At 74.1% G+C, this 25826-nt stretch carries 20 protein-coding genes; 13 read left to right on the top strand and 7 right to left on the bottom strand.

Going from position 1 to position 25826, the window contains the following annotated elements; genetic code table 11:
* The first annotated feature begins 14 nt into the window (after positions 1-14).
* Both AC3X7R_RS11920 and AC3X7R_RS11915 read left to right on the top strand, forming a co-directional pair.
* Positions 15-578 (top strand): SigE family RNA polymerase sigma factor, encoded by a 564-nt coding sequence (locus tag AC3X7R_RS11920; RefSeq protein WP_489965865.1) that lies wholly within the window; start codon positions 15-17, stop codon positions 576-578.
* Entirely contained in the window at positions 575-1897 is a 1323-nt protein-coding gene (locus tag AC3X7R_RS11915) for a TolB-like translocation protein (RefSeq protein ID WP_489965864.1), read from the top strand. Before AC3X7R_RS11920 ends, AC3X7R_RS11915 begins: the two co-directional genes overlap by 4 nt.
* Here AC3X7R_RS11915 and treY read toward each other — a convergent pair.
* From treY to AC3X7R_RS11895, 4 genes are all read right to left on the bottom strand, one after another.
* Positions 1894-6102 (bottom strand): malto-oligosyltrehalose synthase, encoded by a 4209-nt coding sequence (gene treY / locus AC3X7R_RS11910; RefSeq protein ID WP_489965863.1) that lies wholly within the window; start codon positions 6100-6102, stop codon positions 1894-1896. The genes AC3X7R_RS11915 and treY overlap by 4 nt on opposite strands.
* Positions 6099-8273: a glycogen debranching protein GlgX gene (glgX, locus tag AC3X7R_RS11905; protein WP_489965862.1), complete on the bottom strand. Its 2175-nt coding sequence runs from the start codon at positions 8271-8273 to the stop codon at positions 6099-6101. The genes treY and glgX overlap by 4 nt, the downstream gene beginning before the upstream one ends.
* A 138-nt stretch (positions 8274-8411) precedes the next feature.
* Entirely contained in the window at positions 8412-8735 is a 324-nt protein-coding gene (locus AC3X7R_RS11900; protein WP_489965861.1) for an STAS domain-containing protein, read from the bottom strand.
* Positions 8736-8833: 98 nt separating this feature from the next.
* The gene (locus tag AC3X7R_RS11895; RefSeq protein ID WP_489965860.1) at positions 8834-11011 is read right to left on the bottom strand and encodes a PP2C family protein-serine/threonine phosphatase; all 2178 of its coding nucleotides are present in this window, start codon (positions 11009-11011) and stop codon (positions 8834-8836) included.
* 148 nt (positions 11012-11159) lie between these two features.
* Between AC3X7R_RS11895 and AC3X7R_RS11890 the strand changes: the two genes are divergently transcribed.
* Complete coding sequence (locus AC3X7R_RS11890; protein ID WP_489965859.1) at positions 11160-13685, top strand: GAF domain-containing SpoIIE family protein phosphatase; 2526 nt, start codon at positions 11160-11162, stop codon at positions 13683-13685.
* Here the strand turns inward: AC3X7R_RS11890 and AC3X7R_RS11885 are convergent.
* Entirely contained in the window at positions 13672-14049 is a 378-nt protein-coding gene (locus AC3X7R_RS11885) for a hypothetical protein (RefSeq protein ID WP_489965858.1), read from the bottom strand. The genes AC3X7R_RS11890 and AC3X7R_RS11885 overlap by 14 nt on opposite strands.
* A gap of 106 nt (positions 14050-14155) precedes the next feature.
* On the opposite strand from AC3X7R_RS11885, the gene AC3X7R_RS11880 reads away from it, so the two are divergent.
* Complete coding sequence (locus AC3X7R_RS11880; RefSeq protein WP_489965857.1) at positions 14156-14317, top strand: hypothetical protein; 162 nt, start codon at positions 14156-14158, stop codon at positions 14315-14317.
* Positions 14318-14345: 28 nt separating this feature from the next.
* Here AC3X7R_RS11880 and AC3X7R_RS11875 read toward each other — a convergent pair whose 3' ends face one another.
* Positions 14346-15395 carry a hypothetical protein gene (locus AC3X7R_RS11875; RefSeq protein WP_489965856.1) on the bottom strand — a complete coding sequence of 350 codons (1050 nt, stop codon included), beginning with the start codon at positions 15393-15395 and terminating at the stop codon, positions 14346-14348.
* 124 nt (positions 15396-15519) lie between these two features.
* Between AC3X7R_RS11875 and AC3X7R_RS11870 the strand changes: the two genes are divergently transcribed.
* The 3 genes from AC3X7R_RS11870 to AC3X7R_RS11860 are packed head-to-tail and all read left to right on the top strand — an operon-like array spanning position 15520 to position 17915.
* On the top strand, positions 15520-16239 hold the full coding sequence (locus AC3X7R_RS11870; RefSeq protein ID WP_489965855.1) for a response regulator transcription factor: 720 nt from the start codon (positions 15520-15522) through the stop codon (positions 16237-16239).
* Complete coding sequence (locus tag AC3X7R_RS11865; RefSeq protein ID WP_489965854.1) at positions 16232-17632, top strand: sensor histidine kinase; 1401 nt, start codon at positions 16232-16234, stop codon at positions 17630-17632. The genes AC3X7R_RS11870 and AC3X7R_RS11865 overlap by 8 nt, the downstream gene beginning before the upstream one ends.
* Before the next feature lie 10 nt (positions 17633-17642).
* The gene (locus tag AC3X7R_RS11860) at positions 17643-17915 is read left to right on the top strand and encodes a hypothetical protein (RefSeq protein ID WP_489965853.1); all 273 of its coding nucleotides are present in this window, start codon (positions 17643-17645) and stop codon (positions 17913-17915) included.
* 12 nt (positions 17916-17927) lie between these two features.
* On the opposite strand, the gene AC3X7R_RS11855 is transcribed toward AC3X7R_RS11860, so the two are convergent.
* Complete coding sequence (locus AC3X7R_RS11855) at positions 17928-19115, bottom strand: sensor histidine kinase (RefSeq protein WP_489965852.1); 1188 nt, start codon at positions 19113-19115, stop codon at positions 17928-17930.
* Positions 19116-19212: 97 nt separating this feature from the next.
* On the opposite strand from AC3X7R_RS11855, the gene AC3X7R_RS11850 reads away from it, so the two are divergent.
* From AC3X7R_RS11850 to AC3X7R_RS11825, 6 genes are all read left to right on the top strand, one after another.
* The gene (locus tag AC3X7R_RS11850; RefSeq protein ID WP_489965851.1) at positions 19213-20295 is read left to right on the top strand and encodes a type III polyketide synthase; all 1083 of its coding nucleotides are present in this window, start codon (positions 19213-19215) and stop codon (positions 20293-20295) included.
* Positions 20292-20843 (top strand): isoprenylcysteine carboxyl methyltransferase family protein, encoded by a 552-nt coding sequence (locus AC3X7R_RS11845; protein ID WP_489965850.1) that lies wholly within the window; start codon positions 20292-20294, stop codon positions 20841-20843. The genes AC3X7R_RS11850 and AC3X7R_RS11845 overlap by 4 nt, the downstream gene beginning before the upstream one ends.
* The gene (locus tag AC3X7R_RS11840) at positions 20836-21861 is read left to right on the top strand and encodes an NAD(P)/FAD-dependent oxidoreductase (RefSeq protein WP_489965849.1); all 1026 of its coding nucleotides are present in this window, start codon (positions 20836-20838) and stop codon (positions 21859-21861) included. Before AC3X7R_RS11845 ends, AC3X7R_RS11840 begins: the two co-directional genes overlap by 8 nt.
* On the top strand, positions 21858-22655 hold the full coding sequence (locus AC3X7R_RS11835; RefSeq protein ID WP_489965848.1) for a UbiA family prenyltransferase: 798 nt from the start codon (positions 21858-21860) through the stop codon (positions 22653-22655). The genes AC3X7R_RS11840 and AC3X7R_RS11835 overlap by 4 nt, the downstream gene beginning before the upstream one ends.
* Before the next feature lie 72 nt (positions 22656-22727).
* Positions 22728-24584, top strand: coding sequence for an N-acyl-D-amino-acid deacylase family protein (locus tag AC3X7R_RS11830; RefSeq protein ID WP_489965847.1), 1857 nt, complete (start codon positions 22728-22730; stop codon positions 24582-24584).
* Entirely contained in the window at positions 24581-25771 is a 1191-nt protein-coding gene (locus tag AC3X7R_RS11825; protein WP_489965846.1) for a dipeptidase, read from the top strand. The genes AC3X7R_RS11830 and AC3X7R_RS11825 overlap by 4 nt, the downstream gene beginning before the upstream one ends.
* Positions 25772-25826 lie beyond the last annotated feature (55 nt).

The raw sequence follows: 25826 nt of genomic DNA, 5'->3' as shown, positions 1-25826 counted from the left end.
GTGTGGACGGCACCATGACGGCATCGGGGGGCTCGGTGGGCCTGAGCACAGGAGAGCGGGGGTCGACGCGGGACGTCGACTTCTCGGCCTACATGAGGGCCCGCCAGCCCTCCCTGCTGCGCACCGCCTACCTGCTGACCGGCGACCTCGCGAGCGCCGAGGACCTGGCGCAGAGTGCCTTCGCCAAGCTCTACCTCTCCTGGGACAAGGTGCGCGACCGGGAGTCCCTCGACGGCTACGTGCGCCGGATCGTGGTCAACGAGCACAACTCGCTGTGGCGCCGGGCGTGGAAGCGGCTCGAGCGCAGCTCCGACGTGGTGCCGGAGACGGCGGTGCTCGACGAGTACGACGACCAGCAGGGCACCGCCCTGTGGCACGTCGTGGAGTCCCTGCCGCCGAGGCAGCGCGCGGTGATCGTGCTCCGCTACTACGAGGACCTCTCGGAGGCGGAGATCGCCGCCACGCTGGGGATCAGCGCCGGGACCGTCAAGTCCCAGGCGAGCCGCGCGCTCGCCACCCTGCGAGAACGGGCCGCGGAGCATCCGACGACTCTCGGAGACCAGGAGGAGGGGCGATGAGGACCTTCGAGGAGGAGCTCCAGGCCTCCCTGACGCGGCGGGCCGAGGACGGGGTCGGCGACTCCTCCCTCGACCTCGCGGGCGTCAGGCTCCGAGCCCGCCGGATCGAGCGGCGACGGCGCGGGGTGGGGGCGGCGGTGGCCGCCGCGGTCGCCGCGGTCGCCATCCCCGGGGCACTCGCGCTGGCCCCGACCTTCGACCGCACCTCCGAGGCGCCGACCACCGCGCCGCCCACCTCGTCCCCGGCCCCGACGCCGGAGCACGCGTTGCCCGGCGACGGGTCCCTGGACTTCCGGGACCTGCCCGTCGGGCCGGACCCGTCGATCGGCTACCTCGACCTCAGCGGGGACGAGCCCGTGGTGGTGGAGCCCAGCGGCAACGAGACCGTGCTCGAGCTGGAGCACCGGCCCATGCGCTACACCGACCTGGCCGACGGGCGGTACGTCGTGCTGACCGCCGACGAGGACGGGAACTGGTACGTCGAGGTCACCGACACGGGTGGCACCACCCAGGCGACGTTCCCGAGCACGAGCGGCTTCGCGGTCGACGAGTCGCACGTCCAGGTGGCGTGGGCGAACGCCGACGGCGAGGTGCTGGTGCTGGGCGCCGAGGCGTCCGAACCGCGGGTCCTCGGGGACCTCCCTGGGCCGGAGGACGCGGGACACACGGTCACCGACGTCAACGGCACGGAGTGCTTCCGACCGACGCAGCCCGGCGAGGACTTCGGGTGCGTCGTCCACGCGCAGGCGGGCGACGGCGCGGGCGGCCTCGCCCTCTTCACGATGACCATGGCCGACTTCGCCATGGAGGAGGAGGTCGTCGCCTACCCCGGCCACGCCGACTCGATCCGGCTCGGAAACCAGCAGGACCTGACCGGAGTCAGCTACACGGCGCAGTCCTTCGGGGTGGGCAAGGACGGGGTTCCCTGCTCCGAGGTCCGCGGCGACGGTCCCGACGAGCTCGAGACCCGGGTCCAGGTCAGCACGTGCACGCACTACTTCGACTCCTTCTCGCGCGACGGCACCTCCCTCCTCGCCTGGGGCGCCGAAGGCGACAGCGCGAGCGGCACGATCGCGGTCTACGACCTGGGGACCGGCGACGTGCGCTGGGAGCGGGTGGCGACCACCGCGCAGATGGGACGGGTCGCGTTCGCCGAGTGGGAGGACGACGCGACCCTGCTCGCGGCGGCCTACCAGGGCGGCCGCTGGCAGCTGGTCCGGTTCACCGCCGACGGCGGGATTGAGCGGGTCACCGGACAGGTGATGGGCGACGAGCTGGACCCGCCGTTCCTCCCGGAGGCGCAGCAGTCCAGTCCCTAGTCCAGCGGCAGCAGCACCGCCCCGGCGTGGGCGGGCAGCTCCACGCCGCCCGGCACGACCCTCGCCCCGGCGGGCGTGGCCCAGCGCACCACGTGGTCGCCCCCGAGGTCGATGGTGACGGGCTCGTCGGAGAAGTTGACGGCCACCGCCACCTCGCCGCGCGACATCACGAACCACCGCGCGTCCTCGTCGTACTCGCACGAGGTGCGGCGCATGTCGGGGTCGGTCAGGTCAGGCAGCTCGCGGCGCAGCGCGGCCAGCGACCGGTAGACCTCCAGCAGCACGGCGTGCCGTCCGCCCTCGGCCTCCGACCAGTCCAGCTTGGAGGCGAGGAAGGTCTGCGGGTCCTGGGGGTCCGGGACGGTCGAGACGTCCCAGTCCATCCGCTCGAACTCCTTGACCCGGCCCTCGGAGACGGCCCGCCCGAGCTCCTGCTCGGGGTGGGAGGTGAAGAAGGCGAACGGCGTGGAGGCCGCCCACTCCTCCCCCTGGAAGAGCATCGGGGTGAACGGGCCGGTGAGGGTGAGCAGCGCCGCGACGGCGAGCTGGTCGTCGTCGAGATGGGCGGTGAGCCGGTCGCCGGCCGCCCGGTTGCCCACCTGGTCGTGGTTCTGGTTGCAGACCACCAGGCGCCAGCCGGGCATGCGCTCGACGTCGACCGGGCTGCCGTGCTCGCGGCCCCGGAACGACGACCAGGTGCCGTCGTGGAGGAAGCCGCGCTCGCAGACCTTGGCCAGCGCCGCCAGCGGGGCGAAGTCGGCGTAGTAGCCGCTCGTCTCCCCGGTCAGCGCCACGTGCACGGCGTGGTGGAAGTCGTCGCTCCACTGCGCGTCCAGGCCGTAGCCGCCGCCCTCGCGCGGGGTGATCAGCCGGGGGTCGTTGAGGTCCGACTCCGCGATCAGGGTGAGCGGGCGCCGCTGCTGGGCGGAGAGCCGCGCGGCCAGCACCGCCATCTCCTCCAGCAGGTGGGTCGGAGACGAGTCGGGCAGGGCGTGCACGGCGTCGAGCCGCAGCCCGTCGACGTGGAACTCCTCCAGCCACATCCGCACGTTGTCGAGGATCAGCGCCCGTACCTCGCCGCTGCCCTCGCCGTCGAGGTTGAGGTGGTCGCCCCAGGTGCTGCGCCCCTCGGTGGCGAGGTAGGGACCGAAGAGCGGCAGGTAGTTGCCCGACGGGCCGAGGTGGTTGTAGACGACGTCCTGGATCACGCCCAGGCCCGCGGCGTGGCAGGCGTCGACGAAGCGCCGGTAGGCCGCGGGGCCGCCGTAGGCCTCGTGCACGGTGAACCAGGCCACCCCGTCGTAGCCCCAGTTGTGGGTGCCGTTGAAGCCGTTGACGGGCAGCAGCTCGACCAGGTCGACCCCGATCTCCTTGAGGTGGTCGAGCCGGGTGATCGCCGCGTCCAGGGTGCCCTCGGGGGTGAAGGTGCCGAGGTGGAGCTCGTAGATCACCGACCCGCCGAGGCTGCGTCCGGTCCACTGCTCGTCGTGCCACTCGTGGGCCGCCGGGTCGTCGGTGCGCGCCAGGCCGTGCACCCCGTCGGGGAGGCGCCGGGCGCGCGGGTCGAAGACGACGTGGTCGCTGCCGTCGATCCGGTAGCCGTAGTCGACCTCGCCGAGCGGCTCCGGTCCGACCGGGTGCCACCAGCCGTCGTGGTCGCCGCCGGGCTCGGCGCGCTCCATCTCCACCACGCGCCGTGAGCCCTCGGGCCCGACGACGAGCTGGAGGGACTCCGCGTGCGGCGCCCAGACGTCGAAGCGGCCGCGGCCCCGGGACTCGTCGGGCACCAGCAGCGCCACCGGGTAGTCGGCCAGCAGGTGGGCGAGCTCCACCAGCCCGTCGCTGTCCGGGCGGACCCGGCGGTCGGTGAGCAGGTCGACGTACTGGCCGGGTGGCAGCGCCAGCGCGGTCTCCCCCCAGCCGCCGGCGCGCACCAGCCCGACGGGCAGCCGGGTCGCCACGGTGATCGCACCGGGCCCGTCCACACCCCGGGAGAACGCCAGCACGTGGTCGGCCGCCGGTCCGTGGGCGGCGAGCGGGCGGTAGCCGTCGAACCACTCCGGGTGGTCGCGCCGGGCCGTCAGGGCCACGTGGGTCACCAGCAGCTTGGCGGCACCGTCGTCGTCGGCGTGGGCGTGCACGTGGGGCCGCTCGCCCAGCCGGAGCTTCTCCAGCAGCGCGGTGCGGCGCGAGAAGTCGACGGGACGCCGGTTGTCGGGGTCGACCAGGCTCTGCTCCCACAGCTCGCTGCCCTGGTAGACGTCGGGGACGCCGGGCAGGGTGAGCCCGACCAGCTTGGCGCCCAGGGAGTTGACCCAGCCGGGGGCCGCCAGGGCCTCGACCAGCTCGGCGACCACCGCGTAGACCTCCGGGCGGTCGAAGACGGCGTCGACGCACCGGTGGATCGCCGCCTCGAACTCCTCGTCCGGTGCGGTCCAGGTGGTCCCCTGCGCCGCCTCGCGCATCGCCTTCTCGGCGTAGCCGTGCAGACGCTCGCGGTAGGACTGCACCGGCTCCTCCAGCGAGGAGGGCCAGGCGCCCACGATCGCCTGCCAGAGCAGGTTGGCGAACCCGGCGTCGGGCACCGGCACCAGCTCCAGCAACCGGTCGAGGGCCGCCGCCCACTGCTCCGGGATCTCGGCGAGCACGGTGATCCGGGCGCGGGTGTCCTCACCGCGCTTGGTGTCGTGGGTGGAGGCCGCGGTCATCGCGTGCGGCCAGCCGGCCTGCCGCCGGGCCATCGCCTCGTGCAGGTCGTCCGGGGCGACGGCGAAGACCGCCGGGTCGGCGCCGACCTCGTTGAGCGAGGTCAGCCGCGACCACCGGTAGAACGCGGTGTCCTCGACCCCCTTGGCCATCACCATGCCGCTGGTCTGCTGGAACCGCAGAGCAGGGTCGGCGGCACCGTCGGCCAGCACCGGGCCGAGGACCTCCAGCACCGGCAGCAGGTCCGGGCGGTGGCGACGGGCCTCGGCGAGAGCCTGCTCGAGGTGCTCGTGGCCCTCCGGCAGGTAGGAGCGGTAGACCGGGAAGCAGGCCAGGAGCTCCGCGACCCCGTCGACCAGCACGTCGAGCCCGGGGACCGGCTGCTCCTGGGCGGCGAGCACGTGGGCCACCTCGCGGGAGATGCGACGCACCTCGGAGTTGAGGATCGAGTCGGCGACCGCGCGCTTGGAGTCGTGGACCATCGCGCGCCAGTCGACCCGGCTGCCGCGCAGCCGGGTCTCCAGGGCGTCCAGCGGCTCCTCGCCCGCGGGGTCGACGAAGACCCGGTCGACCAGCGCCAGCACGTCGTAGCCGGTGGTGCCGTCGGTGCGCCACGAGCCGGGGAGCTCCTCGCCGGGGTGCAGGATCTTCTCGACGAGCACGTAGCCGTCGCCGGTCAGCGCGGCCAGGTCCTCCAGGTAGCGGGCCGGCTCGCGCAGGCCGTCCGGGTGGTCGACACGCAGTCCCTGCACGAGCCCCTCGTCGAACCAGCGGCGGATCTCGGCGTGCGACCTCTCGAACCACTCCGGCTCCTCCACCCGCAGCGCGGCCAGGGTGTTGACGGCGAAGAAGCGGCGGTAGTTGAGGTCGGTGTCGGCCCGGCGCCAGCTGACGAGCTCATAGTGCTGCCGGGCGTGCACCTCGTCGGCGTCGGCCTCGTCCGGGCCCAGCGCGTGCACGCTCTCGGGGGCGAGCGGGAACCGGTGGCCGTGGTAGTGCAGCTCCCCGGCCAGCACGGTCAGGTTCTTGATCCGGGTCACCCCGTCGACCTCGACGAGGTCGTCGTCGCCGACGACCGGGATCAGCAGCCGGCCGCCGCCGGCGTCCCAGTCGATGTCGAACGCCCCGGCGTACGGCGACTCCGCGCCGTGGGTGAGCACGTGCCACCACCACTCGTTCTGCCACGGGTTGGCGATGCCGACGTGGTTGGGCACGATGTCGACGAGCACCCCCATCCCCAGCCGCTGCGCCTCCGCGGCCAGCGCGGCCAGCCCCGAGGCCCGCCCGCGCGAGGGGTCGATGGCCCGGTGGTCGGCCACGTCGTAGCCGTGGGAGCTCCCGGACTCCGAGGCGAGCAGCGGCGAGAGGTAGACCCAGTCGACGCCCAGCTCGTGCAGGTAGCGCAGGGTGCGCGCCGCCTCGAGGAGGTCGAGCTCCTCGGTGATCTGGAGCCGGTAGGTGCTGCGCGGGAGCCGGCGCCCCGGGACCGCGGCGCTCACTGCTCCGCCATCGCCATCAGCGAGGCGGCGACCGAGGTCTCCGGCTCCGGCTCGGGGGTCTCGTACTGGCGCAGCACCAGCACGCTGCGGCCCTCCAAGGTCAGCGCCGAGCGCGCGGGCAGCGGGGGCTCGGCGAGCTCGGCGGCCGCGGTGTCGACGACCGCCTCCCACGCCTCGGCGTACTCCTCGGCGGGCAGCACCAGGTCGACCGCCCCCTCGCCGGCGTTGAAGTAGAGGAGGAAGTGGTCGTCGACCACCTGGTTGCCGTGGGCGTCGAGGCCGGGGATGCCGTGGCCGTTGAGGTACATGCCGATCACCTGGGCGCCCTCCTCGGTCCACTGCCCGTCGTGCATCGGCTCCCCGTCGGGGTGCAGCCACACGATGTCGTTGAGCCGCTCGCCGTCACCGGTGCGGACCGTGCCGCCGGTGAAGAAGCGACGGCGACGGAACGTCGGGTGCTCACGGCGCAGCCGGGCCACCGCCGCCGTGAACTCGGCGAGCGGCCAGTCGGCGCGGTCCCAGTGGACCCAGGAGAGCTCGGAGTCCTGGGCGTAGGTGTTGTTGTTGCCGCACTGGGTGCGGCCGATCTCGTCGCCGTGCAGGATCATCGGCACGCCCTGGCTGAGCAGCAGGGTGGCCAGGAAGTTGCGCTGGCTGCGAGCCCGCATCGCCAGCACCTCGATGTCGTCGGTCGGCCCCTCGACGCCGAAGTTCTGCGAGCGGTTGTGGCCCTCGCCGTCGTTGTTCTCCTCGCCGTTGGCCTCGTTGTGCTTCTCCTGGTAGGAGACCAGGTCGCGCAGGGTGAACCCGTCGTGGGCGGTGACGAAGTTGATGCTGGCGAAGGGACGCCGGCCGGAGTGCTCGTAGAGGTCGGAGGAACCCGCGAGCCGGGAGGCGAACTCGCCCAGCGCCGGCTCGCCGCGCCAGAAGTCGCGCACCGTGTCGCGGTACTTGCCGTTCCACTCCGTCCACTGGGGCGGGAAGTTGCCGACCTGGTAGCCGCCGGGGCCGACGTCCCAGGGCTCGGCGATCAGCTTGACCTGGCTGACCACGGGGTCCTGCTGGACCAGCTCGAAGAAGGTCGCGAGCCGGTCGACGTCGTAGAACTCCCGCGCCAGCGCCGAGGCCAGGTCGAAGCGGAAGCCGTCGACGTGCATCTCGGTCACCCAGTAGCGCAGCGAGTCCATGATCAGCTGGAGGGAGTGGGGGTTGCCTGCGTTGAGGGAGTTCCCCGTCCCGGTGTAGTCCATGTAGTAGCGCTGGTCGTCGTCGACGGTGCGGTAGTAGGCCTTGTTGTCGATCCCCTTGAGGCTCAGCGTCGGCCCGAGGTGGTTGCCCTCGGCGGTGTGGTTGTAGACCACGTCGAGGATGACCTCGATGCCTGCGGCGTGCATCGCCTTGACCATCGTCTTGAACTCCTGGACCTGGTGGCCGGCCTCACGGTTGGCGGCGTACTCGGCGTGCGGTGCGAAGAAGCCGAGGGTGTTGTAGCCCCAGTAGTTGCGCAGGCCCTTCTCCAGCAGGGTGGAGTCCTGGACGAACTGGTGGACCGGCATCAGCTCGATGGCGGTGACCCCGAGCTTGGTCAGGTGGTCGGTGACCGCCGGGTGCGCCAGCCCGGCGTAGGTGCCGCGCTGCTCCTCCGGCACCTCGGGGTGGAGCTGGGTGAGCCCCTTGACGTGCGCCTCGTAGATCACCGACTCGTTGTAGGGGACCCGCAGGTGGCGGTCGCCCTCCCAGTCGAAGAACGGGTTGATGACGACGCCGAGGGTCATGTAGGGCGCGGAGTCGTCGTCGTTGCGGCTCTCCTCGGCGCCGAAGTCGTAGCCGAAGAGGGCCTGGTTCCACTCGATCTCCCCGTCGGTGGCCTTCGCGTAGGGGTCGAGCAGCAGCTTGCTGGGGTTGCAGCGCACGCCGTTGGCCGGGTCGTAGGGCCCGTGCACCCGGTAGCCGTAGCGCTGACCGGGCTGGACCAGGGGCAGGTAGCAGTGCCAGACGTGGGCGTCGACCTCGGTGACCTCGAGCCTGGTCTCGGTCCGGGTGCCGTCCTCGTCGACGTCGAAGAGGCAGAGCTCCACGCGCTCGGCGACCTCGCTGAAGAGGGCGAAGTTGGTGCCGCTCCCGTCGTAGGTCGCTCCCAAGGGGTAGGCGGATCCGGGCCAGACCTGCACGTGCGCTCCTGATGTCGAGGTGCCCCGAGCGGCGCTGTCCAGCCGGGCGCCGAGGGGGGTGTTGAACGTTCCAACCGGGGGGTACCCACCGCACCGCGCCCCCACACCCGTCGTTGCCGCCGGCCCGGACCGTCCCGCTCAGCCCGCCTGGTGCCACGGGGCGCCGCGGTCGCGGAGCGCGACCCGCACCGGCCGGCTGCAGGAGCCCAGCCTCAGGCTCACGTGGGCCTCGGCCAGTCGCCGCACGCACCACTCCAGGACGTCGAGCCCGTCGGCGTCGACGCCGACCACGTGGGTCAGGTCGAGCCCCAGCTCGCGGATCCCGCCGCCCAGCGCCTCCTCGACGTGGCGCCGCAGGTCGTAGGCACCGACCGCGTCGAGCAGCCCGTCGACCTCGAGCACGGCGGGACCGGGATCGCCCCGCGCGACCGAGGAGATGACGTGCAGTGTCGTACCAGGCATCGTTCCCCCCTCCTGCCAGCAAGGCTAGGCGGGCGGGACGGGCGCGACGAGGGTTCGCGCCACGATGTCACGCAGACTTCACCTGCGGCCCCGCGACGTCACGTGGCCGACTCCGCACCGGACCCGCCGAGGCGCATGGCCACCAGCGCCACGTCGTCCTCTGGCTCCACCGGGAGCAGCTGCTCGAGCACCCGGTCGCAGAGCTCCTCCAGGGACTCCGACTCTCGGCCGTACGAGAGCGCGTCGACGAGCCGCGAGATGCCGTCGTCCAGGTCCTCGCCGCGGCGCTCGACCAGTCCGTCGGAGTAGAGCAGCAGGGTCGAGCCGTCGGGCACCGAGATCCTCGAGGCGGTCCGCGGCGTCTCGGGATCCAGACCCAGCAGCAGGTCCGGGCCCGCGGGGGCGTCGCCGGGGTCGAGCACCCGCACCTCCCCGTCGGGGGTCAGCACCAGGGCCGGAGGGTGACCGGCGCTCGACCAGGAGAGCTCCAGCTCGGCCGGCCGGTCGGGCGCGGACGGCGCCAGGGGCTCCAGCCTCACCACCACCGCCGTGGCCATCGCCTGGATCGCCAGACCGGCCATCGCCCGGTCGGCGCGGGCCAGCAGCGCCGCGGGGTCCTCCCCGGTGGTGTAGCCGATCCCGCGGAGCACCCCGCGGATCTGGCTCATCCCGGCCGCGGCGCGGCGGTCGTGGCCGATGACGTCGCCGACCACCAGGACGGTGGCGCCGTCCGGCTGGGCGAAGGCGTCGTACCAGTCGCCGCCGACCTGGGCCTCGTGGGCGGCCGCGACGTAGCGCACCGCGATCCGGCCGTGGGCCACCTGCGGCGGCGCGGTCAGCAGGCTGCGCTGGAGCTCCCCGGCGAGCTCGTGCTGACGGGCGTAGAGGCGGGCGTTGTCCAGGGCGATGCCGGCGCGGCGCCCCGCCTCCACGGCGACCGAGAGGTGGGAGCGACGGAAGACCTGCCGCGACTCGTCGCGGACCAGCACCATCGACCCGAGGATCCCGTCGCGACCCGGCAGCGGCACCGCGATCACGCTGGAGACCCCCAGGGTGCGGAAGTGCGCGCGGAGCGTCTCGTCTCGCACCGAGCGCGCGAGCTCCTCGTCGTCGATGTGGTTGATCAGGAGAGGGCCGTCCCCCTGGACCACGCGCCGGCTCGGCGCCTCGTCCGAGGCGTGGCGCGCCTGGAGCCGCTCGACCTCCGCGACCGTGGCCTCCAGCGCGGGGTCGCGGTGCCGGACGGTGACCAGGCTCAGGTCGCCGAGCTCGTCGGCGAGCTGGATGCTCACCCAGTCGGCGAACTCCGGGACCAGGACGGAGGCCAGCTGCTCCAGCGCCTCGTCGATGTCCAGGCTGCTCACCAGCGCCTCGGAGGTGCGGCCCAGCAGGTCGACCTGGCGGCTGAGCCGCTCGCGCTCGCGCTCGGCGCGCCGCTGGTCGGTGACGTCGACCAGCAGGAGCAGGACGTCGACCCGGCCGGCCACCGCCTCGGTCGCCACCGCGGTCACCTCCAGGTGACGCCCGCCCGGGGTCGTGGCCACCAGGCCGAGCTCGAGCGGATCCTCCTCGCCGTCGCGGTCCGTGACCGCCTGCAGCAACGGGGCCGCGTCGTTCAGCACGTCCCCGAGGCCAGGCGTCGAGCCGTGCCGGTGCAGGTCGAGCAGCACCGAGGCACGTCGGTTCCAGCCGCGCAGCCGACCGTCCGGCTCGCAGAGGACGACCCCGACCGGCGCCTGGTCGAGCAGGGAGCCGAGGTCGATGGCCGGCATCCCCGCGCCCGGGCCGTCCGAGACCCCGCCGGTCCCGCCGGCCCCGCCGTCCCGGGGGGCCGGGGCGTGCCCGAGGGTCGCCACCAGCGGGCCCGGGGCGCGACGCTCCCGCACCCGCGCCAGCCCGGCGGTGACCGCCCGCCGGAGCCCGTCGACCCCGGTCACCACCGTCGCCTCGCGCGGTGGCGCGGCCAGGCAGGAGAGCTCGTAGCGCACCTGGATCTCCCGGCTCGGGGAGACGATCAGCACGATCGGGACGCGGGGCGCCAGCCGCGCCACGAGCCGGACCAGCGACGCCGGCCTGGCCGCGGCCGATCCGACCACCACCAGGTCCACGTCCGGGTGCTCTGAGAGAGCCTGCTCCACCGCGTCCTCGGTGCAACGGGGACCCGGGAGGTCGTCGAGGGCGAAGGCCTCGGCGCGAGATCCGTCCACCAGCAGCAGGTGCTGCCTCCCGGCGACGGCACGCACCGTCTCGCGGGCGCGATGAGGGGGTGGCGGCACGGGCGAAGGGTACCGAGCAGGTGGCCTTCCGCGTGGCCGTTCGGGCAGAGACGCGGGGTTCGGGGTGGGGCGGCTGGACCGGTGGTGCCATCACGGAACATTTCCGGGTCCGGCGTGTGAGACTGTGCCGAGCCCCCCGGAGGAATGTGTGACCCCAGAGACGACGCCCCGGCAGTCCTCGACGACTGCCGAGCGTTCCGCGCACCCTGTCGACCTCGTCGGCACCGAGCGGGTCGAGCGTCTGGTCGAGCTCGCCGCCGGGCTCCTGGGTGCCTCCCACGCGCGGATGACCCTGCTGCCCGACCTGACCTCGGTGATGGCAGGGCTGGGTCGCCCCGCGCGCCGCGAGCTGACGAGGTGGCCGGCCGAGGACGCCCTCTGTGCCGTGACCCTGCGCACCGGCGGTCCCCTCGTCGTCGCCGACGCGCCGCACGACGACCGGGTCAACGACCTCCGGGCGGTCGTCTCGGGCGAGGTCGGCGCCTACCTGGGCGTGCCGCTGATGGCCGACGGCCACACCGTCGGCGCGCTCTGCGTCCTGGAGCAGGCGCCACGCGACTGGCGACCCCAGGACCTGGCCCTGCTCGAGCTGCTCGCCGAGACGGTCACGGCCGAGCTGCGGATGGCCGCCCTGGCCACCAGCCACCAGGACGACCGGCTGCTCTGGCAGCTGGCCGTGGACGCCGCCGGAGTCGGAGCCTGGGACTGGGACCTGCGCTCGGGCCGGCTCCGCTGGGACGACCGGCTCCTCGACCTCTTCGGCACCGACCAGGGCTCCTTCGGCGGCACGATCGAGGCCTTCCAGGAACGGGTCCACCCGGAGGACCGCAAGCGGGTCGGCAAGCTGCTCACCGAGGCGATCGCGACCTGCGGGCAGTTCGCCGCCGACTACCGGATCGTCCAGGACGACGGCACGGTGCGGTGGGTGACCTCGCGCGGCAACGCCCTGGTCGGCGAGGACGGCGCCGCGGCGCGGCTCGTCGGCGCGGCGTTCGACTCGACCCTGGTCAAGGAGGGCGACGCCCGGGTGGCCCGCATCCTCGAGGCGATGCCGGCCGCCTTCTTCCACGTCGACACCGAGTGGCGCTTCACCTTCGTCAACCCCGAGGCGGAGCGGATGCTGGGCGCCGTCACCTCGCGCCTGTCCGGCGGCGTGATCTGGGAGCTCTTCCCCGACGCCGTCGGGAGCGAGTTCGAGGCCCACTACCGCGGTGCCGCCGCGAGCGGTCGGCCGGTGGAGTTCGAGGCGTACTACCCCCCGCCCCTGGACGCCTGGTACGAGGTGCGGGTCTGGCCCTCACCGGACGGCCTGTCGGTCTACTTCCTCGACATCACCCAGCGGCGCGAGGTCCAGGAGGAGCTGGCCCGCAGCGCCACCCGGTCCCGGCTCCTCGCCGAGGTCACCTCCGCGCTGACCCGCACCCTCGACACCGAGCGGGGGGTGGCCGACCTCGCCAAGGTCCTGGTCCCCGAGAAGGGCGACTGGTGCATCGTCACCGTCGCCGACGGGCCGGAGCCGCTCGAGGGTCAGGACTGGCGGCGCAACCTGCGCGACCTCGGCTGGTGGCACCAGGACCCGGCCCACCGCGAGACCCTCGGCCACTACGCGCGGGAGCGGATCCCGGCACTGCGCGAGGACTCCTTCCAGGCCCGTGCACTGAAGAGCCGGACCACCCTGGTCGCCGATCGGGCGCGGGACACCGTCACCGCCAGGATGACTCCCGGCTCGGCGGTCGAGCACTACCGCCGGCTCGACCCGGAGCAGGCCGCCTTCGTGCCGATGATCCGCCGCGGCCGGGTGATCGGGCTGCTCACGGTGGGGCGCAGCGCCACGCGCGAGCCGTTCACGCCGGAGGCGCTGGAGATGCTCGACGACGTCGCCGGCCGGGCCGCACTGGCCCTGGACAACGCGCGCGCCTACTCGGCCCAGCGCGACATGGCCGAGGGGCTGCAGCGCAGCCTGCTGACCGACCCCCCGCGCTCGGACCGGGTGGAGGTGGCGGTGCGCTACGCGCCGGCCGCCGAGGCCGCGCAGGTCGGTGGCGACTGGTACGACGCGTTCATGCGCCCCGACGACGACCTCATGGTGGTGATCGGCGACGTCGTCGGCCACGACGTGGAGGCCGCGGGAGCGATGGGGCAGGTCCGTGGTCTGCTGCGCGGCATCGCCGTGACCAGCAAGGGCAGTCCCGCGGAGGTCCTGCGGAGCGTGGACCGGGCGATGGACGCCCTCCGGGTGGAAAGCACCGCCACCTCGATCGTCGCCAGCCTCGGGGCTCCCGACCCCGACGGCGCCCTGCCGATGCACTGGTCCAACGCGGGCCACCCCCCGGCACTGGTGCTGCTGCCCACCGACGACGGCAGCTACCTGGTCGAGGTCCTCGACTCCTCCCTGCCCGACCTGCTGCTGGGGCTGGACGCCGACTTCGAGCGGGACGACCACGTCTTCCTGCTGCCTCCAGGCTCCCTGCTGCTGCTCTACACCGACGGGCTGGTGGAGCGCCGCGGACAGGACCTCGACGAGGGCATCGAGGAGCTGCGCGTGGTCGTCGCCGAGCTGGTCACCACCTCACCGGACCTCGCCACGCTCCTCGACGGTCTCCTCGCCAGGCTGCTCCCCCAGCACGCCGAGGACGACGTCGCCCTGGTCGCGGTCCGCGTCACTCGGGGATGACCTGACGGGGCGGGAGCCCGGCGAGCGCCTGCTTGACCAGCGCCGCCCGTCCCGCCACCACCACCTTGCGGCGCAGTCTGCCGCCCTCGTCGCCGAGCTGCTCCGCCACGGCCGCCAGCACCTGGGCGTCGGTGAAGGTGGGCCGCTCGCCGGGAGCCACCTCGACGTCGGGGAGCGCGGCCAGGACCGGCAGCAACTGGCTGCCGAGCCCCTCGAGGACCTGGTAGCGCGCGTAGCGGTCCATCGACTCCCACGCCTCGTCGGCCGTGGTGCGGCCCTTCCGCACGTCCTTGCGCTGGGCCGCCACCACCGCCTTGGCGGCCGTGGTCAGTGCCGTCGTGAGCTCGTGCTCGGTGAATCGCATGCCCCCAGCATGCCCGTTGCCGCCGAAGCGGGATGGAGTCGCTCCGGACCGGGTACGTGCTGGCCCGGCGCGGAGAGCCCGCGCCGAGCAGGTCGGAAGGGGCAACATGGACGACGAGCACGAGGAGCGGAGCAGGCCGACCACGGACCAGCCGCTCAACGGCCCCCGCAAGGGACCGTGGAAGCCGCTGCTGGTGACCGTGGCCCTCTTCGCGACGCTGATCGTCCTCTACCTGCTGGGCACCTACTTCCTGGTCCCGGCGGACTGACCGGGCACCGGCGACCCGCACCTCGCCCTCAGCGGCGCAGGCGGACGACCTTGCTGCGCGCTGCGGCCATCCCGTGCTGGGCCGGGACCACCACCCGGTAGCGCCCCTTGCGCAGGTCGACCACCCGCTGCTCCTTCGCTCGGCGGGTGACGGAGCTCTTGACCCGCTTCCACTTCTTGCCGACCTTGCGCTGCACCACGAAGGCGTAGTCGAGCTCGGCACTGCCCGGGGTGACGCGGACCCGCAGCCGGGACTTCTTCTTCACCGCCGTCGCCTTGACCGAGATCGACCCGGCCGGCGGCACGACCACCGGGTCGGCGGGCGGTGGCGCGACCGCGGGCACCAGGCTGAACCGGTGCGACACCGGCGCCCCCTGGAGACCCGCGGGGTCCTTGGCCCGCACGCTGAAGACGTGGTCACCGACCCCCACCTGCACCGCGGCGGGGCTCGCGCAGGCGACCCAGCCGCTGCCGTCGAGGTCGCAGGTGAAGGTCGAGCCCGCCTCGTTGGCGGTGAAGGTGATCGAGACCGAGCGAGTCGCCCCCGGCTCGACCTCGAGCTGGGCGGCGGGTCCGGAGGTGATGGTGGTGACCGGCGGGACGGCGTCGATGAAGACGTTGAGCGGCTGCTTGTCCCGGGTGGTGTACATGAACGAGGCCGGAACGGGGTCGAGGGGCTTCCCGTCCGCGCCGAGCACAGGTCCTCCGCCGGGCGGCTGGTCGATGGCCCAGACGTCGATGTGGACGTCCCCGCCTCGCGACGTGGTCAGCGTGAGGTCCACCCGCTGCTGGGCGTCGGCGTAGGTGACGTGCGGGCCCGTCGAGCTGGTGACGTCGCCCTTGGCGTCCAGGTAGTGGATGTACACGTGGACCTTGGTGGGGGCGGTGCCCGGGTCCGGGTCGTAGGCGGTGCCGGCCACCCGTACCTGGTGGTGCCCGGGCGAGGTGACCTCCACCGCCCCCCGGGGCAGCAGGGACTCGGCGGCCGCGGCCGGTGCGGAGACACCGCTCAGTCCCGCCATCAGCAGCGCCGCGGACAGACCCGCGCGCCACCCCGTCGTTGTTCGTCCCCTGACCATCGGATCCCCCCTGCGCAGACCGTGCCCCGCGGGCAGGTTACCGCTCCGCGGCCCGGCCCCACGGCACTTCTCCGCGCTTCGGTCGTCAGCGCCTTCAGCCGGCGTTCAGCCCGCCTCCCGCACAATGGCGGACGACATCGGTCCGGACGAGAGGCGGGAGGCGGGGATGCGGGTGCTCGTCGTCGAGGACGAGAGGCGGCTGGCGCGCTCGCTCCAGGTGGGCCTCCAGGCGGAGGGCTTCGCGGTCGACCTGGCGGCGGACGGCACCGACGGGCTCTGGCTGGCCCGCGAGCACGACTACGACGCGATCCTGCTCGACCTGATGCTCCCCGGGATCAACGGCTACCGGGTCTGCGAGAGCCTCCGGGCGGAGGGCAACTGGACGCCGGTCCTGATGCTGACCGCCAAGGACGGCGAGTGGGACCAGGTCGAGGGGCTCGACACCGGCGCCGACGACTACCTGACCAAGCCCTTCTCCTTCCCCGTGCTGGTGGCGCGCCTGCGCGCCGTCGTCCGCCGGGGCGCGCGGGAGCGGCCCACCGAGCTCCAGGCGGGCGACCTCCGGGTCGACCCGGCGGCCCGGCGCGCGTGGCGCGGCGACTGTGAGCTCGACCTGACCTCGCGTGAGTTCTCCGTGCTCGAGCTGCTGGTGCGGCACAAGGGCGACGTGCTCTCGAAGACCCGGATCCTGGAGTCGGTGTGGGACGTCGACTTCGAGGGCGACCCCAACATCGTCGAGGTCTACGTGCGTCACCTGCGCAACAAGATCGACCGCCCGTTCGGCCGCGAGGCGATCGGGACGCTGCGCGGCGCGGGCTACCGCCTCTCGAGCGACGGTGGCTGAGTCGCGCCGGGCCGCGCGCGCCTCGGTGCGGCTGCGCACCACGGCGGCCGCGACGGTCGTGGTGGCGCTCGCGCTGCTGCTGGGCGCGGGCGTCCTGGTCTCCATGGTGCGTGGGTCGCTGCTCGACGGCGTGCGGAGCACCGCGGAGCAACGGGCCAGCGCCCTCGCCGAGCAGGTCGAGTCGGCCGGGCTCCCCCGGGAGGGCGGGCGGCAGGACCCGGAAGACCCGGACGACCCCGACGACGAGCCCGACGACGCGCTGGACGACGCGCTGGACGACGAGATCCCGCTCTGGCAGGTGGTCGACGGGGAGGGCCGGGTGCTGCGCTCCTCGCACCCCGGCCTGCCCGTCCTCCCCGTCGAGGACCGGGAACGGGTCCGGGTGCCGGGCGCCGAGCACGACCACCTGGTCGTCACCGAGGAGGTTGACCTCCCCGGCGCGGAGGAAGAGGAGGGGACGGCGATCGCGGCCGTCTCGCGGGCGGAGGTCGACGACTCCACCGCCGCTCTCGTGCCGCCCCTGGCCGTCGGGCTCCCCCTGGTGCTGCTCCTGGTCTCGGGGGTGACCTGGGTGGTGGTGGGGCGGGCCCTGGCCCCGGTGGAGCGGATCCGCCGCGAGGTCGAGCAGATCACCGGGGACCGGCTGGCACGCCGGGTGCCGGAGCCCCGCTCGCGCGACGAGGTGAACCGGCTGGCCGTCACGATGAACCAGATGCTCACCCGCCTGCAGACCTCCCACGACCGGCAGCGGCAGTTCGTCGCCGACGCCTCCCACGAGCTGCGCTCGCCGCTCGCCGGCATCCGCCAGACGGCGGAGGTGGCGGCGGCGCACCCCGGAGCCCTCGCGGAGGGGGAGCTGGTCGAGGCGGTGCTGGAGGAGTCTCTCCGCATGCAGCGCCTGGTCGAGCAGCTGCTGCTGCTCACCCGTGCGGACGCGGGGGCGGCCCGGACCAGGCAGGAGGTCGACCTCGACGACGTCGTCCTGACCGAGGTCCGCCGGTCACGCCGCGGCGACCTGCGGGTCGACGCCTCGGGGGTCGGGGCGGCGCGGGTGCTCGGCGACCCGATCGGGCTCGGGCAGGTGGTGCGCAACCTGCTCGACAACGCCGTCCGGCACGCCCGGAGCACGGTCACCGTCGCGCTGCGGTCCACCGGCCGCGAGGTCGTGCTGGTGGTCGAGGACGACGGTCCCGGCATCCCGGAGAGCGAGCGCGACCACGTCTTCGAGCGGTTCGTCCGCCTCGACGAGGCCCGGGCCCGCGACGCCGGCGGCAGCGGGCTGGGCCTGGCCATCGTGCGGTCGATCGGCGAGGCGCACGGCGGGCGGGTCGGCGTCCAGGAGTCCCCCGGCGGAGGGGCACGGCTCGTGGTGCACCTCCCGGCCGTCCACTAGCCTCACCTGCGTGAGCATCCCGGACGACGGTCGCGCGACCGAGCCTGAGCACCCCGGCTTCCTGCGGCAGGGCGCCCAGGACCTCTGGGACGACGCCCGAGGTGTCGTGCTGGCGTCGCTGCCGGTGCTGCTGGGGGCGTGGATCGGCTACCTGGCGGCCGACATGGACGGCCTCGTGGTGGGCGGCGTCATCGGCGCCGCTCTCGTCGCGCTCTACCTCGGGTGGGCGCTGGTGACCGTCGCCCGCGACGGGATCCGGCGGCTGCGGGGCTCCGGCCGCTGACCCCCGGAGGGGCTACCCCAGCGGATCGCCGGGCAGCCCGACCGGGACGCTCATGGTGACGGTCGTGCCCTCCCCCGGCGCGCTGGTGAGCCGGTAGCTGCCCTCCATCAGCGCCACCAGCTCGCGGAAGATGGCCAGCCCCAGGCCCGTCCCGCCGTGGCGCCGGGTCATCGACCCGTCGGCCTGCACGAAGGGGTCGAAGAGGGTGTCCTGCCGCTCGCCGGCGATCCCGATGCCGGTGTCGGTCACCGAGACGGTGAGCCGGGGCCGGTGCCCCGGGCGCTCCCCGAGGGCGACCGCCAACCGGACCGAGCCCAGGTCGGTGAACTTGACCGCGTTGTCGAGCAGGATGTCGAGCGCCTGGGTCAGCCGGTCGGCGTCGCCCAGCAGGGCGGCGGGCACGTCCTCGGCGACGTCGACCGAGAGCTGCACGCCCCGGTCCTGGGCTGCGGCCAGGACCCGGGCCGCGGCGTCGTGGACCGTCTCCGCCGGGTCGAAGAGCCGGCTGTGCAGCCGGGCGCTGCCGGTGGCGAGGCTGATGAAGTCGAGCAGGTCGTCGACCAGCCGCATCAGCCGCTCCCCCGACCGCCGGGCGGTGCCGAGGAGGGCCGGTCCCGGGGCGGCCATCTCGACGTCCTCGAGCATCTCCAGCGCGGCGACGGTGACGGCCAGGGGGGTGCGCAGCTCATGGCTCACGTTGGCCAGGAAGAGCGACTTGGCGACGTTCGCCTCCTGGGCCACCTTCCGGGCGCCCTCCAGCTCCCGCAGCGCCTGGTTGCGCTCGGTCACGTCCTCGGCGATCCCGTGGACGCCGACCACCTCGTCGTCGACGATCACCGGCGCCCCGGTGATCTCCACCTCGACCGTGGTGCCGTCCTTGCGCAGCACCCCGCACGCCACCGTGGTGGGATGACGGTCCACGACGCGGTGGAACGCCTCCACCACGCGTGCGGCGTCGTCGGGTGCGATGACCCGGTCGAACCCCATCGAGAGGAACTCGTCCTCGGTGTAGCCGGTCAGCTCGCAGCTGACCGGGTTCACCGCCTGGTAGCGCCCCTCGAGGTCGAGGGCGAACGCGGCGTGCGGGGTGTAGGTGAAGAGGGAGCGGTAGCGCTCCCTGTCCTCGGCGCAGGAGAACCCCGCCCACGAGCGGAAGCTCTGCTGCCCCGCGACCGGCCCCGACTGCCGGTTCTCCTCCATGCGACCTCCCGAACAGGTGCTGGTCCCCGCTGAGCCTAAGCCACCGCCCCCGCGGGCTCCGACTGACCGGGACGGCAACCGGGTACGTCCGGGGCCCATGGAGATTCTCTCAGTCGCGGGGGCCCTGCCCCCGCACCGTCACCGCCAGAGCGAGATCACCGACGCGATGGCCGGGGTGGTGGCGCGCGGCGCGCTGGACGAGCGCAAGATGCGGACCCTGCACGCGCACGCAGGCGTCGAGCAGCGCCATCTCGTGCTGCCGCTGGAGCAGTATGCGGAGCTCTCCTCGTTCGACCAGGCCAACGACCTCTTCCTCGAGCACGCCGTCGCCCTGGGCTCGCAGGCCCTGCAGGAGGCGCTCGACACCGCCGGCCTGGTGCCGAGCGACGTGGACCTGATCGTCTCGGCGACCGTCACGGGGTTGGCCATCCCGTCGCTGGAGGCCCGGATCGCGGCCGTGGTGGGGCTGCGCCCCGACGTGAAGCGCCTGCCGCTGGTCGGGCTCGGCTGCGTCGCCGGGGCGGCCGGGACCGCCCGGCTCCACGACTACCTGGTCGGCCACCCCGACGACGTGGCGGCGCTGGTCGCGGTGGAGCTCTGCTCGCTGACCGTGCAGCGTGACGACGTCTCGGTGGCCAACCTGGTCGCCAGCGGCCTCTTCGGCGACGGCGCCGCCGCGCTGGTGGGCGCCGGGGCGTCCCGGACCGGAGCCCTCCAGGTGGTCGACAGCCGGAGCCGGCTCTACCCCGGCTCCGAGCGCACGATGGGCTTCGACGTCGGCAGCACCGGCCTGCGGATCGTGCTGGACGCACAGGTGCCCGCGATCGTGGGGCGCTACGTCCGCGACGACGTCGACGGCTTCCTCGCCTGTCACGGCCTGACCCGCGACGACGTCGGCTTCTGGGTCTGCCACCCCGGTGGCCCCAAGGTGATCGAGGCGCTGCGCGACACCCTCGAGCTCACCGACCACGCCCTCGCGCTGACCACCGACTCGCTGCGCCGCATCGGGAACCTCTCCTCCGCCTCGGTGCTCCACGTCTTCGCCGACACCCTGCGCGAGCGGCCCCCCGAGCCGGGCTCCTTCGGCATGCTGATGGCCATGGGACCGGGCTTCTGCTCCGAGCTGGTGCTGCTGCGCGCGCCGGGGGGCCCCCGCCGCCACGAGGAGCAGCGCCCATGACGACGCTGACGGCCTTCGTGGTCGTGGTGCTGCTGGTGGCCCTGGAGCGGCTCGCCGAGATGGTGGTGACCCGGCGCAACGCCGCCTGGAGCTTCGCCCGCGGCGGGGTCGAGAGCGGCCGGGGCCACTTCCCGGTGATGGTGCTGCTGCACACCGGCTTCCTGGTGGCGATGCTGGTGGAGGCGTTCGCGCGCCGCCCCGACGTGCCCCCCGCCCTGGCCTGGTCGATGCTGGCGCTGGTCGTCGCGGCCCAGGGGCTGCGCTGGTGGTGCATCGCCACCCTGGGGCGCCGGTGGAACACCCGGGTCATCGTGGTGCCCGGTCTCCCCCCGGTGACCTCGGGCCCGTACCGCTGGCTCGCCCACCCCAACTACGTCGCCGTCGTCGTCGAGGGGGTGGCGCTGCCCCTGGTGCACGGCTGCTGGGTGACCGCGCTGGTCTTCACGGTCGCCAACGCCGTCCTGCTCCGGGTGCGGATCCGGGTGGAGGAGGAGGCGCTGGCCACGCTGCCCGCCACCGGAGCCGCCACGGACCCCGCGGATGCGTGACCTGGTCGTCGCCGGCGGCGGGCCGGTCGGCCTGGCCACCGCGCTGTACGCCGCCCGCGCCGGGCTCGACGTGGTGGTCCACGAGCCGCGGCCCGGGGTCGTCGACAAGGCGTGCGGCGAGGGGCTGATGCCGGGGGCGGTGGCCCGGCTCCGCGACCTCGGGGTGCGGCTGGAGGGAGTCCCGCTGACCGGGATCCGCTACCTCGACGGGCACGGCCACTCCGCCGAGGCACCGTTCCGCCACGGCCCGGGCCTGGGGGTGCGCCGCACCCGGCTGCACGCCGCCCTGGGCGAGCGGGTCGCCGACGTGGGGGTGGAGGTGCAGGGCGCGGCCGTGCGCGAGGTCGTCGACGCCGGGGACCACCTGCTGGTCGACGGGACCCCGGCACGCTTCCTGGTGGCCGCCGACGGCCTGCACTCCCCGCTGCGCCGCCTGGTCGGCCTGGAGGGTCGCGCCCCCGGTCGGCGTCGCTACGGGCTGCGCCGGCACTTCCGGGTCCCGCCGTGGACCACCTTCGTCGAGGTGCACTGGTCGGACCTCGCCGAGGCGTACGTGACGCCGGTCGGCCCGGACGAGATCGGCATCGCGGTGCTGAGCGCGCAGCGCCGCCCGTTCGAGGAGCTCCTCGCCCCGTTCGGGGCCCTCGTCGCCCGGGTGGCGGGCCAGGAGGGCGGCCCGGTGCGGGGCGCCGGGCCGCTGCGGCAGCGGGTGCGGGGCCGGTCCCGGGGGCGGGTCCTCCTGGTGGGCGACGCGGCCGGCTACGTCGACGCGCTCACCGGGGAGGGGATCGCGCTGGGCGCCGCCCAGGCGGAGGCGGCGGTCCGGGCGGTGGTGGCCGACGACCCGGGCGCCTACGAGGTCAGTGCGCGCCGGCTGGGCCGCCGCCACGACCTGCTCACCCTGGGCCTGCTCACCGGCACCCGGAGCCGCGTGGCGCGCCGGGTCGTGGTGCCCGCGGCCGGCCGCCTCCCGGCCGTCTTCTCCGCTGCGGTCGACCAGCTCGCGAGGCCGGTGTGAGCGTCGTCGCCCTGGTCCGCGCCACCCACCCGGGGCCGTCCCTGGCGGTCACCGTCCTCGCGGTGGCGCTGGCCGTCGCCGGTGGCCTCGGGCCGGGCCGGACCGCCCTGGTCGGCGCCGCCGTGCTCGCCGGCCAGCTGAGCGTGGGGTGGTCCAACGACCTCGTCGACCTCCGTCGCGACCTGGCCGTCGGCCGCCGGGACAAGCCGCTGGCGACCGGCGAGCTGGACCCGCGCCTCACCCGGGCGGCCTGCGCCGCGGCGGTGCTGGCCACGGTGGCGCTCTCGCTCGCCTGCGGCTGGACGGCCGGAGCCGTCCACCTGGGGTGCGTGGCCGCGGCGTGGGCCTACAACCTCGGCCTCAAGTCGACCGTCCTCTCGTGGCTCCCCTACGCCGCCGCCTTCGGCGGCCTCACCGTCTTCGTGGCGCTCGCCGGCCCGGACCCGGAGCTGCCCCCGTGGTGGGTGCCCGTCGCCGCGGCGATGCTGGGGGTGGGCGCTCACCTGGTCAACACCCTCCCCGACCTGGCCGACGACGCCGCCACCGGCGTCCGGGGCCTCCCGCACCGGCTCGGCGCCCGCGGCTCGACCGTGACCGCCGCGGCGGTGCTGGTCGCGGGCTCGGTGGTCGTGGCGCTCGGCGCCGCCACCGCCCCACGACCGCTGGTGCTGGGGGCGCTGGTGCTGGTCCTCACGCTGGGGGCGGTCGCCGTGGTCGCCCGTGGCCGGACGCCCTTCCGGGCGGCGGTGGCGATCGCCCTGGTCGACGCCGTCCTGGTGGTGGCCGCCCGGTGAGGTGAGCCCGGTGAGGTGCGTGGCGTTGACACCCGGGCCCGCGCGGCGCTTCCATGACCCATGCCCTCCGACGTGACCCACGCCACACCTTCCGCCCCCGAGAGCCTGGGCGGGGGCGCGCCGTTCGACACGGTGATCCGCGGGGCGCGGTGGTTCGACGGGACGGGCGGGCCGTCGGCGACGCGTGACGTCGGAGTCCGTGACGGCCTCGTCGCGGCGGTCTCGGCCGACCCCCTCGACACCACCGGCTGCCCCGACGTGGTGGAGGCGGCCGGGCGGTGGCTGCTGCCGGGGATGATCGACATCCACACCCACTACGACGTGGAGGTGCTGCGGGGGCCCTCGCTGCGCGAGTCGCTGCGGCACGGCGTGACCACCGTGCTGCTGGGCTCCTGCTCGCTGTCGACCGTCCACGTCGACAGCGTCGACGCCGGCGACCTCTTCGGGCGGGTGGAGGCGATCCCCCGCCAGCACGTCATCGACCACCTCCGGGGTGCCAAGACCTGGCACGACGCCGACTCCTACGTCGACGCGCTGGAGCGGCTGGCGCTCGGTCCCAACCTGGCGGCGTTCCTCGGCCACTCCGACCTGCGGACCGCCACGATGGGGCTGGACCGCGCCACCCGCGACAGCGAGCGGCCCACGCCGGCCGAGCAGCGGCGGATGGAGCAGCTGCTCGAGTCGGCCCTCGACGCCGGCTTCGTCGGGATGTCGGCCCAGCAGCTGCTCTTCGACAAGCTGGACGGCGACCTGTGCCGCTCGCGCACCCTGCCGTCCACCTACGCGAAGGGCCGCGAGATGCGGCGGCTCCGCTCGATCCTGCGCCGCCGCGACCGGGTGCTGCAGGCCGGCCCGGACGCCTCGCACCCGCACACCATCCTGCTCCAGGCCCTCCACTCGATCGGCCTGCCGGTGCCCGGCCGAGAGCGGCGCCCGCTGCGCACCAGCCTGCTCTCGGCCGCCGACCTCAAGGCGATCCCCTTCGTCATCCACCTGATGCGCGGGCTCGCGGCGGTCGTCAACCGGCTCGGGGGCGACTTCCGGTGGCAGCACCTGCCGGTGCCGTTCGAGGTCTACGCCGACGGCATCGACCTGGTCATCTTCGAGGAGTTCGGCGCCGGGGCGGCCGCCCTCCACCTGAGCGAGAGGATCGCCCGCGACGAGCTGATGCGCGACCCGGAGTACCGCGCGGCGTTCCGCCGCGACTACGAGACCAGGTACACCCCGCGGGTGTGGCACCGCGACTTCTTCGACGCCGAGATCGTCGCCTGCCCGGACCCGTCGGTGGTCGGCAGGTCGTTCGGCCAGGTCGGGGTCGACCGCGGCGGCCTGCACCCGGTCGACGCCTTCCTCGACCTGGTGGTCGAGCACGGCACGGCCCTGCGCTGGCGGACCACCATCTCGGGTCACCGACCCGGGGTGCTGCGCAAGATCGCCGCCGAGAAGGGCGTGCAGATGGGGTTCTCCGACGCCGGGGCGCACCTGCGCAACATGGCCTTCTACAACTTCGGCCTGCGCCTGCTCAAGCACGTGCAGGACGCCGAGCGGGCCGGCGAGCCGTTCCTCACCCCGGAGCGCGCGGTGCACCGGATGACCGGCGAGCTCGCCGACTGGTACGGCCTGGACGCCGGCCACCTGCGGGTGGGCGACCGGGCGGACCTGATGGTGGTGGACCCGAGCCGGCTCGACGACTCGCTGGAGGAGTACGCCGAGGAGCCCTGCGCCCAGTACGACGGCCTGCCGCGGATGGTCAACCGCAACGACGCGACCGTGCCGCTGGTGATGGTCGGCGGCCGGGCGGTCTTCCGCCACGGCGTGCCCACGGGGCTGGTGGACCGCGAGCGGACCGGCCGGTTCCTGCGCGCGGGAGTGGTCGACCGGGCCCCGGTGGCCGAGCGGACGGCACCCCGCGTGAGCCCCGGGGCATGACCGGGCGCCGCCCCCGGCGCTGGGTGCGCCGCACCGCGCTGGCGCTCGTCGTGGTGCTGGTCCTGGCGGCGGTCGGGTTCTTCACCCTCGCCCCGCGGATCGTCGAGAACTCCCTCAACCAGCTCGCCGACGCCGACCTGCCGGCGGTCACCGAGCAGGCCCGCGCGGTGCACGACCGGCTGACCATCGTGGACATGCACTCCGACACCCTGATGTGGGACCGCGACCTGCTCGAGCGCGGCGACCGCGGCCACATGGACCTGCCCCGCCTGGAGGAGGGCAACGTCGCGCTCCAGGTCTTCTCGTCGGTCTCGAAGTCGCCGAAGAAGCAGAACTACGACTCCAACTCCGACGAGACCGACAACATCACCCTGCTGACGCTGGCCCAGGCGCAGCCGCCGCGGACCTGGACCTCGCTGCTCGAGCGCTCGCTCTACCACGCCGACAAGCTGGACCGGGCCGCCGAGGAGTCGCAGGGCAGGCTCCGCACCGTCCGCACCAAGGGCGACCTCGAGGAGCTCCTCGCGGCCCGGGAGCGCGGCGAGCAGGTCATCGGCGCCCTCTTCTCGGTCGAGGGACTGCACAACCTCGAGGGTGATCCGACCAACCTCCAGCGGCTCTTCGACGCCGGCGTCCGGATGGCCGGCTTCACCCACTTCTTCGACAACGAGACCTCGGGGTCGATGCACGGGGAGGAGAAGGGCGGCCTCACCGACCTGGGCCGCGAGATGCTGGCCGAGATGGAGCGGCTCGGCATCGTCGTCGACATCGCCCACGCCAGCCCGGCCGCGGTCGAGGAGATCCTCGAGACGGCGACCCGGCCGCTGGTCTCCAGCCACGGCGGCGTCCAGGCGACCTGCGGGGTCAACCGCAACCTCAGCGACGAGCAGATCGAGGCGGTCGCCGCCACCGGCGGGGTCGTCGGCATCGGCTACTGGGACGCCGCGATCTGCGACCCCACGCCGACGGCGGTGGTCGACGCCCTCGAGCACGTGATCGAGGTCGGCGGCCTCGCGACCGCCGCCCTGGGCAGCGACTACGACGGCGCCACCACGGTCGCCTGGGACGTCAGCGAGATCGCGGTGATCACCCAGGAGCTGCTGGCCCGCGGTCACAGCGAGGCCGACGTCGCCGCGATCATGGGCGGCAACACGCTGCGGGTGCTGGGCGAGGTGCTCCCCGACTGACGAGCCCCGGCGGCGGGTGAAGCGCCCGGTGGCTGGGTACGCAGGTCTCCTGATC

Source organism: Nocardioides sp. Z22_16, assembly GCF_058134365.1.
Note: the sequence above shows the minus strand (reverse complement) of the source record. Positions and strands in the feature narration are given on the sequence as shown.